The sequence below is a fragment of the Streptomyces sp. RLA123 genome (assembly GCF_056270165.1).
This window is the reverse complement of the sequence record NZ_JBWDOR010000003.1, coordinates 6,816,457-6,828,750: the sequence shown is the minus strand read 5'-3', so window position 1 is coordinate 6,828,750 and position 12,294 is coordinate 6,816,457. Positions and strand designations below refer to the sequence as shown.

Sequence of the window (12,294 nt, the reverse complement as noted above, 5' to 3'; positions counted from 1 at the left end):
TCTCAGCCGGCGGGGCGGGCGAGCACGGTGGCGAAGGTCACGTCGAGGAAGCCGTCGAGCGGCTGCCGGTCGCGGACGAGTCTGGCCCGGGACATCGCCCCCTCGAAGCCGCTCACCAGGTAGTCCGCCAGCGCTTCGGCCGACACCGTCCGGCCGACCTCCCCCGCTTCCTGCGCCTCCCGCAGCGTCCGGGCGAGCGCCGTCTGCCAGGACTGAAGCTGCGCGCGCACCGCCTCGCTCAGAGCGGGGCTGTGCGCCGGGATCTCGGCGGCCAGATTGGCGAGCAGGCAGCCGCGCGCGAAGTCGTTGCGCGCCGCCAGCGCCACGCGGTGGCGCAGGTTGCCCTCGATCCGGGCGATCGGCGAGACCTTGACCGGACCGGCTGGACCGGCTGGACCGGCCAAAGTCTCCAGGTCCAGGGAACCGGAGAAGCGCGCGACGGCATCGAGGCCGAGCGTCTCCTTGCTGCTGAAGTGGTTGTAGAAGGACCCCTTGGGCACTCCGGCCTCGGCCACGATGTCCTGCACGCTGGTGCCGTTGTAGCCGCGCTCGTGGAACAGCCTGAGCCCGGCCTCGGCGATCCGCTCTTTGGTCGTCACGCGCTCAGTATGACCGGTCGTCTCAGGTCCGGGTCCGGGAATGTTCAGGGAGGACATGCGCTTATCCTGTCCAAGACGACCGGTCACATTAGGCCGTCTCGTCCAATCCCGGCAGCGCCGCCGGTCCACGACCTCACCGCCCCGGAACCTGGAGACCATTCGTGCACCCCACCCCTCACGAGGCCGCGCACCGCAGGAGCGCCGTTCCGGTCAGGGCGTGGCTGCAGCCCGCCCTGATCGGCCTCGTCATCGTCGCGGCCTTCATCAGCTGTTACATCGGAGTGCAGCGCGACCCCCAGCCGCACCGGTTGCCCATCTCGGTCGCCGGCTCCCAGTTGCCCCACCAGCTGCAGCAGGCACTCGGCGACGCGGTCGACGTCCGCCCGGCCGCCTCGTCGGGCGACGCCCGCCTGGCGCTGGAGCGGCACGACGTCGTCGCGGCGCTCAGCGCCACCCATCACGGCGACGACCTGCGGCTCGACGTCGCCGGCGCGAACGGCCTGTCGACCACGACCTCGGTGAAGAACCTGGTCTCGGCCTACGGCCACGGGGCCGGAAGGGACGTCGCCGTGCACGACGCCGTGCCGCTCAACGCGTACGACGCGCGCGGCCTCGCGGGCTTCTACGTGTCCTTCGGCGTGTCGCTCGCGGGCTTCGTCCTCGCCCAGAACGCGCTGGGGCTCGGCCAGCTCCTGCACCTGCGGCACCGGCTGACCCTCATCGCCGGCTTCTCCGCCGTCTCGGGCCTGCTAGCCGCCTTCATCGCCGGCCCCGTCCTGGGCGCCGTCCCCGCGCCCTTCCTGCCGCTGGCCTTCACCCTGGCCCTGCTGTCGGCGGCCGCGGCGTTCACCACGAAGCTGCTGGGCACGTACCTCGGGCCGCTGGGCGTGCCGGTCGCTACGCTCCTGCTGCTCACCATCGGCAACTCCACCAGCGGCGCGACGATCGGCGCCGACCTGCTGCCCGGTGCGGGACGGGCCATCTCGGCGGTCCTGCCCCCGGGCGCCGCGGTACGGGCGGTCACCGACCTCACGTACTTCGACGGGGCGCACGCGCTCACCCCGCTCGCCACGCTCGCCCTGTGGGCGGGCGGCGCCGCGGTGCTGGTGGCCGTGCGGCCCCGCTTGCGGGATGCGGTCCGGCGGTTGCCGTGGGGGCGGACGGCCCCAGCGGTCTGAGCTTGCGCCGCGGCCCGTCTTTCCCCCCCCAACCTTCGGCCGAGGGTGCCCCCAGCCCTGTGAAGTCAGTGACCCCGGCGCCCGTTTCCGTGGGTGTCGGGGTCTGGGCCTCCGGGGCTATGCATTCTGGACAGCACATTGAGGTGACTCAGGCGTCTGCGTTGATCACCCCGGGTCATGCACCCACATATGCTCCAGTGTCCAGAACGCCCACCCTCCCCCAGCCTCCGGCCGGGGACACACCCAACACCACAGCCCCCTAAGCAAGTTGTCGCGCCTGATCCCCGGTAGGGGGTGTGGAGCCGGTCCGGGGCGGCCGCGGTTGCCTGGACGCGGCCCCGCAGTGGCGATCGTGGGCCGAAAGGGTTGCCCGGCGTCCTCTCCCGCTGTGTGTGCGGCGCCGGGACGGCCGGTGGGGCGTGGAGGGCGGTCATGGCTCGTGCCATCGTCGGCGCCCAGCAGCGAAGGGGACGTTGACCGGCGCGTGCGGTGTGACGGCGGTGGTCGACCTTGCCGGCCGCACCGGAGTCGATCCCTGCGACGCTGCAGGGGGCGGCCCCGCTGTACGGGCTGCGGTCGTCGGCCGCGCAGTGGGCGCGGTCCGATCGGCGCTGCGCCAACGGGCGGCCCCGAGCACGGTGCCGTTTCTACCCCCATCGGGGATCAGACCGCGGAGACCACGGAGGGGGCGGGGAGTTGGCGGCACCCCCGGCCGGAGCCAGGCGAAAGCACGGGAGACGCACGTGAATGTCCAGTCCAGGACGTGCAGCCCCGGAGGCCCCGTACCGGGCCTACCCGCGACGCGCGCCCGGGTGCCCTGACTCCACAGGGCACCCGGGCGGGAAGGCGGGGGAAAGGCCGTCCTAGTCGCGGTCGAAGACCGACTTCGACCAGAAGTAGCCCAGCACGGCCAGGGCGACACACCAGCCGACCGCGAGCCACCCGTTGTTGCCGATCTCCGTGCCGAGCAGCAGGCCGCGCAGGGTCTCGATGGCCGGCGTGAACGGCTGGTACTGGGCGATCGGCTGGAACCAGCCCGGCATCGCGTCGATCGGGACGAAGGCGCTGGAGATCAGGGGCAGGACGATCAGCGGCAGCGCGTTGTTGCTGGCGGCCTCGGCGTTGGGGCTGACCATGCCCATCCCGACCGCGATCCAGGTGAGGGCCAGCGCGACCAGCGCCATGAGCCCCAGTGCGGCCAGCCATTCCAGGGCCGTGGCGTCGGTGGAGCGGAAGCCGATCGCGACGGCGACGGCGCCGACGAGGACCACGCTGGCGATCGACTGCAGGACGCTGCCGACGACGTGCCCGATGAGGACGGAGCCGCGGTGGATCGCCATCGTGCGGAAGCGGGCGATGATCCCCTCGGTCATGTCGTTGGAGACCGACACCGCGGTCCCGACGACGGTGCCGCCGATGGTCATCATCAAGATGCCCGGCACGAGGTAGGCGATGTACTCGGAGCGGTCGGCTCCGCCGTCGCCGATGCCCGCGCTCATCACGTCGCCGAAGATGTAGACGAAGAGCAGCAGCAGGACGATCGGTGTGAGCAGCAGGTTCAGGGTGAGGGACGGGTAGCGCCGGGCGTGCAGGAGGTTGCGGCGCAGCATCGTGGTGGAGTCGCGGACGGCGAGGGACGGGGAACTCATCGGACGGTCTCCTTGGGCTGGCCGGGGATGCCGGCGGTGTCGGTGAGGGCGAAGAACACGTCGTCGAGGTCGGGGGTGTGCACGGTCAGTTCGTCGGCTTCGACGCCGGCCGTGTCGAGTTCGTCGAGGAGGGTGCGCAGGGCGCGCTGGCTGCCGTCGCTGGGGATCTGGAGCGTGAGGGCTTCGTCGTCCCGGGTGGCCCCGCCCAGTGCGGAGGCGGCGCCGAAGTAGGCGGCGGGGTCGGTGAAGCGGAGCCGGACGTGTCCGCCGGGGATGAGGCGCTTGAGTTCTTCGGCGGTGCCCTCGGCGGCGATCTTGCCGTTGTGCAGAACGGCGATGCGGTCGGCGAGTTCGTCGGCCTCCTCGAGGTACTGGGTGGTCAGGAGGACGGTGACGCCGCCGGTGACCAGTTCGCGGATGATCTGCCACATGTTGTGCCGGGAGCGGGGATCCAGGCCGGTGGTCGGCTCGTCGAGGAAGATGATCCGGGGGTCGCCGACCAAAGTCATGGCGAGGTCGAGGCGGCGCTTCATGCCGCCGGAGTAGGTGGAGGCCGGCCGCTTCGCCGCCTCGGTGAGGTCGAAGCGCTCCAGCAGTTCGGCGGCGGTGCGGCGGCCCTCCTGCTTCGGCAGGTGGTGCAGGTCGGCCATGAGCAGCATGTTCTCCTCGCCGGTGATCAGGCCGTCGACGGCGGAGAACTGCCCGGTGACACCGATCGCGGCGCGCACGCCCTGCGGGTCGCCGGCCAGGTCGTGGCCCGCGACCCGGGCCTGCCCGCCGTCGGCGGAGATGAGGGTGGAGAGGATCTGCACGGTGGTCGTCTTGCCGGCGCCGTTCGGGCCGAGCAGCGCGAACACGGACCCGGCAGGGATCCGCAGATCGATGCCGTCCAGGACGGTCTTGTCGCCGTAGGACTTGCGCAGACCGACGACCGAGACGGCGGCGGGCGGCCGCAGATCCTCATTTTTAGACGTGGGCATGACAGATGAAGGCATGGAGCCCTCCCATTCGAAGGGTGAACTGACGGGGGGAGCCGGGCGGGTTGGGCGATCAGACCTGGGCGCGGCGCACGTCGATGTTGCCCCAGCGGGTCCTGGCGCGGACCTCGACGGTGTCCTCGGTCTGCTGCGGGGGTTCGGCGTCGGCGAGCGTGTTGCGCACCCGCCCGCGCTCGGAGCCGGCGTCGAGCCAGGCGGCGGTGCCCTTGCGGATACCGACCTCGATGGCGCCGTAGGAGGTCTCCAACTGGACCGTTCCGCGGGCGACCTCGGCGACGCGCAGGGTGCCGTGGGCGGTGGTGGCGGTGACCGAGCCCTCGGCGCGCGTGATGTCGATGTTGCCGTTGGCGCCGCTCACCCGCAGATCACCGGTCACGGTGCCGACGGTCGTGGTGCCGTGCGAGTTCTTCAGAACGGCGGACCCGTCGACGGTGCCGACGCGCAGGCTGCCGGAGCTGGTGGTGATCTCGGCCGCGCCCTCGATCCGGTCGACGGTGATCGAGCCGTGGGAGGCGGTCAGCTGGAGCGGTCCGGTCGTGTCGAGGCGGACGTCACCGGACGAGGACTTCACCCGGACCTCGCCGAGCCGGCCCTCGCCGAGCACCTGGGTCCACAGTCCGGTGATGTCGACGCGCGAACCCGCGGGGAGGTCGACCGTCACGTCGACGGCGCCGCTGGGCCCGATGAGGCGGCGCTCCTTCGTCCGCACGGTCAGGACGCCGCCCGCGTACGTGACCTCGGTCTGCTCGGCGGCCCGCACGTCCTTGTCCCGCTCGGGGTTGAGGGGCCGCACCTCGACCACGGTGTCCGGGCGGTCGCCCGCGGTGAACAGGATGGAGCCGGCGCCGACGTGGGCGCTGACCGAAATCGGTTCGGGAGTGTCGAAAGAAGGCATGGCTGTACCGTCCTCTTGAGTCCTCGGGTCATCCCCGCCGGTGGGAGGGGGTGTGTACGTGAAGCGGTGCGGGCGCGGCGCGGCTAGCGCACCCAGCCCGTGAAGCTCTGACCGACGGTCCGGGTCTTCTCCGCCGGACGCGGCCGCGTGCCGCCGTCGACCGCGGCCGACACCGCGCGGACCAGCCACGCGTTGACCGACAGGCCCTCGCGGCTCGCGGCCTCCTCGGCGCGCAGCTTCAGGTGTGCCGGCAGACGCAGATTGACGCGGGCCGTCGCGCCCTCGTCGGCGTCACCCGGTGCCGGGGGCGGCGCCATGAGCGGCTCGGCAGGCCCGCTCCTGTCCTCGAAGGCCTCGTCGCGCGGCGGCAGCGTCACCACGAAGTCGGGGTCGAGCCCGCGCAGCCGCACGTCGACCGAGCCGGGGGCGAGCTCGCGGGTGATCTCGTCCATCGCGGCGGAGAGCACATTGAGCATGGTCAGCCGGGTCGCCGACTCCAGGGGAGCGGTGAGCCGCTCGGCCAGCTCGCGGGCTTCTTCACCACCGGCTTCGGCGGCCACCGCGAGTTCACGGCGGAGGTTGTCGACATAGGGCGTGAGGTCCATGACGCCATAATGGCACCATCGTGGCGCCACACGCAAGGCCAGAGGCGGCACGACCGCGGGCGCCGCGTACACCTACGGCGCTGACCTGCGTAAACAGCCTGACATCACGGTGCACCAATGCGGTGCCACGCAGGAATCCGAGCCCCCTGGCACACCTAATGGCGCCATCGTGGTGCCATCACGGCGCGGCCGGACACCACCACGACCGCTCCGGGCAGGCGTTCCGCGGGGCGTGCGACGCCATCCCGCATCCATCGGGCGCTCGTTCGGTCGGCCCGCACGGCCCGCCGGCGCACACACCCGGCGACGGCGACCCGCGGGTCGACACGGGGTGCCACGCCAACCCGGTCTTCGTGGACGTGACACGCTGACGGACCGTCAGGTGTGGTCCTGGGCCTCGCCGTCCGTCCGGGCGGCGGGGCTCTGGTCCTCCCGGGGCCGCAGCACACGGATGGGCGCGCCGAACGCGGCGCGATCCGTCGCGGAGCGCAGTGCGGCCAGCAGTCGGGGCCCGGCCAGCAGCACCAGCAGGGCGTTGAGGACTCCGCGCGGCAGGTCCCAGCCGAGCGAGGTGGTGAGGTAGAAGCCCGCGTAGCGGCGCAGGTTGTCCAGTGCGCCGGCGTGCGGGTCGTACGCGGTCGCGGCGGCCGGGTCGACGAGTCCGGCCGGCCAGAACCACAGGTTCATCACGACCCCGTAGAGGAGGCCCGCGACCATCGCGTAGCAGACCAGCAGGGCGATCTCCGGGCGGCCGGCGACCCGGCGCGGGAGCAGCCCGGCGCCCAGGCCCACCCAGGAGGCGGCGAGCATCTGGAACGGCAGCCAGGGCCCGATGCCCGCGGTGAGCAGGGCCGAGGCGAACATGGCCGTGCTGCCGAGGGCGAAGCCGAAGGCGGGGCCCATCACCCGGCCGCCCAGCAGGAAGACGACGAACATCGGCTCCAGGCCCGCGGTGCCCGCGCCGAGCGGGCGCAGCGCGGCGCCCACCGCGGACAGCACGCCCAGCAGCGCCACGGACTTCGCGTCGGCGGTGCCGTCCAGCAGGGCGCTGACGACCACGCCGAGGATCAGCAGGGTGAGCGCGGCGAACACCCAGGGGGCGTCCTGGCCGTGGGCCACCGGGGAGGACGCGTCGGCGAGGAAGGGCCAGCCGAAGCCGGCGAGGCCGACGAGCGAGACCAGGACGAGGGCGACCGCGGAGCGCGGGCCGATGCGCGGAAGGCCCGGGGTGCGGGCGGCCAGGTGCAGAACGTGCCCGTCGTCGGCGGGCGTTGGTGCGCCGCTCATGCCGGGGTCCCCTGCGCCGTGCCGAGCGCCTGGAGCGCGACGCGGGCCTCGTCGACGGTGAGCAGCGGCGCCGGTGCGAGGACCTTGGCGGTCTGCGGGGCGAACGCGGGTGAGGCGGCCAGTGCCGCGACGGCGTCCTCGTCGGCGACGATCTCGCCGTCGGCGAGGACCGCGACGCGGTCGGCCGCCGCGGCGGCGAGTTCCACGTCGTGGGTGACCAGCAGCACCGCGTGCCCCTCGGCGGCCAGTTGCCGCAGGATCTCGGTGGCGCGGGCCTTGGCGGGATAGTCCAGGCCGCGCGTCGGCTCGTCCAGCAGCAGCAGTTTCGGGCGGCGGGCGAGGAGCACGGCCAGGGCCAGGGCGAGCCGCTGGCCGCTGGAGAGGGCGCGCGGGTGGGCCTGCGGATCGATCCCCGGAACCAGTCGTTCCAGCAGCGCGGCCGTGGTCCCGGGCGCGGCTCCGGCCTCGCGGTCGGCGCCCGCGCACTCGCGGTCGACCCGGTCGGCGAGCAGCAGGTCACCGGGGTCCGAGGGCACCATGCCGACGGCCGCCGCGATCTGACGGCGCTTCAGCTTGAGGGGGTTCTCACCGGCCACGCGCACCTCGCCGGCGGTGGGGCGGTGCAGTCCTGCCAGGCACGCCAGAAGGGTCGACTTGCCGGCGCCGTTGCGGCCCATGAGCGCGGTGACCCGTCCCTCGTGGAGCGTGAGGTCGACCCCGCGCAGCGCGGGCACCGGTCCGTGGTGCGCCACCAGCCCGCGCAGTGAGGCGACCGCCTCGCCCTGCGCCGGCGTGTCACGCGCCACCGGCGCCGCTCCGAGCAGCGGATGGCCGGCTGCCCTGCGGCGGGCGTCGCGCACGCTCAGCGCCACGGGCCGCCAGCCCAGCAGCCGGGACAGTTCCACGACCGGCGGTGCCACCGGCGCGTCGGCCAGGACGTCGGCCGTCGCGCCGTAGCGCACGGGTTCGCCGCCGCCGGGCACCAGCAGGGCGGCGTCCGCGTACTGCGCCACCCGCTCCAGCCGGTGCTCGGCGAGCAGCACCGTCGTGCCGAGGTCGTGCACGAGCCGGGTCAGGGCCGCGAGCACTTCCTCGGCGGCCGGCGGGTCGAGGGCGCTGGTCGGCTCGTCCAGCACCAGCAGTCCGGGCTGCGCCGCGAACGCGGCGGCCAGCGCGACCCGTTGCTGCTGGCCGGCCGAGAGTGCCTGGAGGGACCGGGACCGCAGGTCGGCCAGCCCCAGCAGGTCGAGGGTCTCCTCCACCCGGCGGCGCATCGCCTCGGGCCGCAGCGCCAGGCACTCGAGTCCGTAGGCGATCTCCTCCTCGACGGTGTCGGCCACGAAGGCGTCCGCCGGGCGCTGCGGCACCACGCCGACGGCGTCCGCGAGGTCGCGCGGGGCGTGCGCGGCGGTGTCCCGGCCCGCGGTGGTCACGGTGCCGTACAGCGTGCCTCCGGTCGCGTGCGGGACGGCCCCGTTGACGGTGCGCAGAAGCGTGGACTTGCCGCTGCCCGTGGCACCCACGACCAGCACGAGTTCCCCGTCGGGCACGGCCAGGTCGACCCCGGCGAGCACCGGCGCGGTCGCGCGCGGATAGCGGAAGGAGACCTGCTCCCAGTGGACGGCGTTCACGGATGTTTCCTCGGCTGGTCGGTGGGCCGCCCCGGTCCGCGGGAGGCGGGGGCCCGGTCGTGGTCGCCCGGCGGTGGCGGGGTGAGGTGGGCGGGCAGCAGGGCGCAGAGCACTCCGGCGGCCGCGAGCAGCGGCAGGCCCGGCGGCTGGAGGGACCACGGGTCCGGGGCGAGCGCGGTCGCGGGTGAGGTGAGGACGAAGCAGAGCGCGGCGAGGGCGCCGCTCGCGACGGTCGCCCCTTCGGGAAGCGCCCACGGATCGGGGCGGTAGCGGGTGCGCTGGACGGCGGCGCCGCCCAGGCGCATTCCGGTGACGCAGCCGAGCAGCCCGATGGCCAGCAGGACAGGACCGGCGTGGCCCGTGGTCACCGCACCCAGCGGGCCGACGGGGACGGTGGTCGAGGAGTCCAGGAGGCCGTAGACACCGACGACGACGGAGGCCAGGCCGCCCAGCAGCAGCGCGTGGACGGCGGCGCGCCGCCCGGCCGGCACGGCCGCACGCCGCCCGTACCCGCGCGCGTCGAGGGCGGCGGCGGTGGCGAGCGCGCGGTCCAGGGCCTCTTCGAGCACGGGGGCGGCGATGGAGAGCGTGCCGCGCAGTCCGCGGACCGGCAGCGCCCGCAGCCGCCGGGCACGGCGTACCCGGCCGACCGCGGCGACCAGTTGCGGCGCCGCGCTGAGCGCCACGGTGACGGCGACGCCGAGTTCGTGCAGTGCGCGCGGCAGCGCCCGCAGCAGCCGGGCGGGACTGGCCAGCGCGTTGGCGGCGCCGAAGCACAGCAGCATGACGCCCAGGCGTACGCCGTCGCACAACGCCGAGTACACCGCTTCCGCGGTCACCGGGCCGCCGAGCCTGACGCCGCTCATCCACGACGGCAGCGGTATCGCGGGCAGGTCGAGCAGCACGGTGGTGCCGCCGTAGCCGACGAGCAGGGACTGGAGCACCAGCCGCAGCAGCACCACCGCGACGGCCAGTTTCAGGAAGACGCCGTAGGCGGCCGCCCAGGGCGCGCGGGTGCGGCGGGCGGCCACCACATAGCCGGCCGCGGCGCCCAGGAGGGCCAGCAGCAGGATGTTGGTGGTGCGGCTCGCGGCGGTGGCGAGCCCGAGGGCCCAGGCCCACCAGGCGAACGGATGGAGTTGGCGGGGCAGCAGCAGCCGCGCGCCGGGGCGCGGCATCAGCCCGACACCTCCGGGGTCCTGCGGTCGCGCCGGCGGGCCCGGACGACGGCGGCGCCGGCCAGGGCCGCGACCGCGAGGGTGCCGGCCACCAGCGGCCAGCCGTTCCAGCGCTGTTCGCCGGAGGCGGCGCCGGCCGACGGCACCCCGCGTACGGTCGCGGCCGCGCCGGGAGTGCTCGTGGTGCCGGCCGGTCCGGTGCGGGAGCCGGCGGACGGGCTCGGGTCGGGGCTCTGGGAGGCTGCGGCGCTCCGGCTCGCGGAGGGACGGGGCGTCGCGCCCTTGCCACTCGCACGCGCGCTCACGGCCGGGTGCGAGGCAGCGCCGCCGGACCCGCCGTTGCCGGATCCGCCCGCGCCGTTACCTGACGATTCGCCAGTCCCGCTGCCCGACGTACCTCCGCCGGGCTTCGCGGTGGTATGAGCCGGACGGGGCGTCGGCTTCGGCGTCGGCGTGACCGCGCTGCGCGGCGACGGAGGTTCGTTGGCACCGGAGTCCTGCCACACCCACGCGTCGATGCCGCCCTTGACCGGGGTGCGGCCGGCCGGTCCGGCCGCGCCGTACACCCAGTCGCTGGTCCCGGGGAGCATGTACCAGTACGACCAGTACGTGTCCTTGTCCACCGCCGCGCATCCCGTGCCGGGTGCGCCGTCCAGCGCGCAGACGAAGCCGCCGCCGTAGGGACCGGAGCCCAGCCGCACCGAGAAGCCAGCCTGTTGCAGTGCCTGGATGCCGCTCTGCGGTGACGGCGCGCATCCGGTCCGGCTCGGGTACGGGGCGTCCGGGACCCCACGGTCCTCCACGACGACCAGCACGCCGGAGCAGCCGCCTGCCGCACCGGCCGGGGCGGCGGCGGGCCACAGCAGCGCCGCGGCCGCGGTGGCGCAGACCGCCAGCGCCGCCGAGCCCTGCCGGATCACGCCCGGGTTCCCGCGGAGCGGCGCCGCCGCACGGCGACCACGATCGCGGCGCCGGCTGCCACGAGTGCCGCCGAACCCGCCGCCTGCGGCAGCACGGAGGTGCCGGTGCTGGCCAGCGTGCCTCCCGTACCGCCCGAGGTCGTCGAACCGGCGGGGGCCTGCGCCGTGGCGCTCGGCGTGGCCGATGCGGAGGCGGAGGCGGAGGGGGTCGCCGTGCCGGTGGGGGTCGCGGAACCGCCCGGCGCGGTGGGCTCACCGGTGGCGGTGGGTGAGGCGGTGGCGGAGTCACTGGCCGTAGGGCTCGGTGACGAACAGTCCAGGGTCGCCAGTCCGTCCGTCGCGCCCGCGCCGTCCACGGTCGCGTACGAGATCCCGGACAGTGCCGTCACCGCCTGCACGGTGGCGCGCAGCGCGCTGCCGTCGGCCTTGGCCTCCTGGTAGCCCACCGCGCCGCGGTCCTTGGCCGCGCCGCCGCAGCCGACCTGACGTTCGCGCAGCCAGTCCGCGCCCTTGCCGGCGGCCGCGCCGCGCCCGCCGGCCCGCAGGGCCTGGGTCGCCAGGGCGGTGGAGTTGGCGTTCACGACCGCGGTCGGACCCGTGCCGGCGAATCCACCGTCCTTGCCCTGCTTCTTCACCAGCCAGTCCAGCGCCTTGCCCGCGGCAGCGTCCTGGTGGCCCGCGGCGAGCAGGGCCTGCACGACCATCCCGGTGCCGTCCGCGTCGGAGGCGCAGTCCGCGGCGGCGTCCGGGAAGAAGACCGGGAAGCCGCCGTCGGCGCACTGGTTGGCGAGCAGGAAGTCCACGGCCTCGACGGGCACGGCGGCGCCGTCCCGCTTCAGCGCGATCAGGGCCAGCGACTGCGTCAGCGTGTTGGAGTAGTCGTTGACCTCGGTGCCGCCGAAGGTGGCGTGGTCGGTGAAGCGGCCGCTGGGCTGCATACGGGAGTTGAGCTGCGCGATCAGGTCGCGGCCCGCGAACGCTCCCGGGTCGCGGTGGCCCGCCTCGGCCACCAGCGCGAGCTTCGCGAGCGACCCCGCGTAGATGTCGCCGGGCGTGTCACCGGTGAGGTAGGACTCGGCGTGCGCGGCCAGCCAGTCGGTCGCGGCGGTGGTCTCGCCCTTGCCCGTACGCGTGGCCGACAGGGCCAGTACGACGTCGGCCGTGAGGCCGGGGTCGGCGCCGAAGTCGCCCTCGACGTGGTCGCCGTCCTTCAGCTGGCGGCCCGCCCATCCGGCCGCGGCCGCGGCATCCGACGGCACGGCCGGGGCGGCCGCTGCGGGCGTCGCCGGCAGGGCGACAAGGGCGGCGGTGATGAGCGCGGGAGCGACCGTGCGGCCGGATATGCGCAACGAAG

11 protein-coding genes are annotated in these 12,294 nt (G+C 74.4%); 1 reads left to right on the top strand and 10 read right to left on the bottom strand.

Features of this window, described 5'->3' with window-relative positions:
- Positions 1–2 precede the first annotated feature (2 nt).
- Positions 3–599, bottom strand: coding sequence for a TetR/AcrR family transcriptional regulator (locus RV983_RS31265; protein WP_475989053.1), 597 nt, complete (start codon positions 597–599; stop codon positions 3–5).
- Positions 600–760: 161 nt separating this feature from the next.
- Between RV983_RS31265 and RV983_RS31260 the strand changes: the two genes are divergently transcribed.
- The gene (locus RV983_RS31260; RefSeq protein ID WP_475989052.1) at positions 761–1,777 is read left to right on the top strand and encodes a hypothetical protein; all 1,017 of its coding nucleotides are present in this window, start codon (positions 761–763) and stop codon (positions 1,775–1,777) included.
- Positions 1,778–2,640: 863 nt separating this feature from the next.
- On the opposite strand, the gene RV983_RS31255 is transcribed toward RV983_RS31260, so the two are convergent.
- The 9 genes from RV983_RS31255 to RV983_RS31215 form a co-directional block, all read right to left on the bottom strand.
- The gene (locus RV983_RS31255) at positions 2,641–3,426 is read right to left on the bottom strand and encodes an ABC transporter permease (RefSeq protein ID WP_475989051.1); all 786 of its coding nucleotides are present in this window, start codon (positions 3,424–3,426) and stop codon (positions 2,641–2,643) included.
- On the bottom strand, positions 3,423–4,421 hold the full coding sequence (locus RV983_RS31250) for an ATP-binding cassette domain-containing protein (RefSeq protein WP_475989050.1): 999 nt from the start codon (positions 4,419–4,421) through the stop codon (positions 3,423–3,425). The genes RV983_RS31255 and RV983_RS31250 overlap by 4 nt, the downstream gene beginning before the upstream one ends.
- Positions 4,422–4,476: 55 nt before the next feature.
- Positions 4,477–5,319, bottom strand: coding sequence for a DUF4097 family beta strand repeat-containing protein (locus tag RV983_RS31245; protein ID WP_475989049.1), 843 nt, complete (start codon positions 5,317–5,319; stop codon positions 4,477–4,479).
- Positions 5,320–5,402: 83 nt separating this feature from the next.
- The gene (locus tag RV983_RS31240) at positions 5,403–5,924 is read right to left on the bottom strand and encodes a hypothetical protein (protein ID WP_475989048.1); all 522 of its coding nucleotides are present in this window, start codon (positions 5,922–5,924) and stop codon (positions 5,403–5,405) included.
- A 378-nt stretch (positions 5,925–6,302) separates the two neighbouring features.
- Positions 6,303–7,211 (bottom strand): ECF transporter S component, encoded by a 909-nt coding sequence (locus RV983_RS31235; RefSeq protein ID WP_475989047.1) that lies wholly within the window; start codon positions 7,209–7,211, stop codon positions 6,303–6,305.
- Positions 7,208–8,842 carry an ABC transporter ATP-binding protein gene (locus RV983_RS31230; RefSeq protein ID WP_475989046.1) on the bottom strand — a complete coding sequence of 545 codons (1,635 nt, stop codon included), beginning with the start codon at positions 8,840–8,842 and terminating at the stop codon, positions 7,208–7,210. Before RV983_RS31230 ends, RV983_RS31235 begins: the two co-directional genes overlap by 4 nt.
- Positions 8,839–10,020 (bottom strand): energy-coupling factor transporter transmembrane protein EcfT, encoded by a 1,182-nt coding sequence (locus RV983_RS31225; RefSeq protein WP_475989045.1) that lies wholly within the window; start codon positions 10,018–10,020, stop codon positions 8,839–8,841. Before RV983_RS31225 ends, RV983_RS31230 begins: the two co-directional genes overlap by 4 nt.
- A complete protein-coding gene (locus tag RV983_RS31220; RefSeq protein ID WP_475989044.1) occupies positions 10,020–10,940 on the bottom strand; it encodes a hypothetical protein in 921 nt (306 codons plus the stop codon). The genes RV983_RS31225 and RV983_RS31220 overlap by 1 nt, the downstream gene beginning before the upstream one ends.
- Positions 10,937–12,289: a prenyltransferase/squalene oxidase repeat-containing protein gene (locus tag RV983_RS31215; RefSeq protein ID WP_475989043.1), complete on the bottom strand. Its 1,353-nt coding sequence runs from the start codon at positions 12,287–12,289 to the stop codon at positions 10,937–10,939. The genes RV983_RS31220 and RV983_RS31215 overlap by 4 nt, the downstream gene beginning before the upstream one ends.
- Positions 12,290–12,294 lie beyond the last annotated feature (5 nt).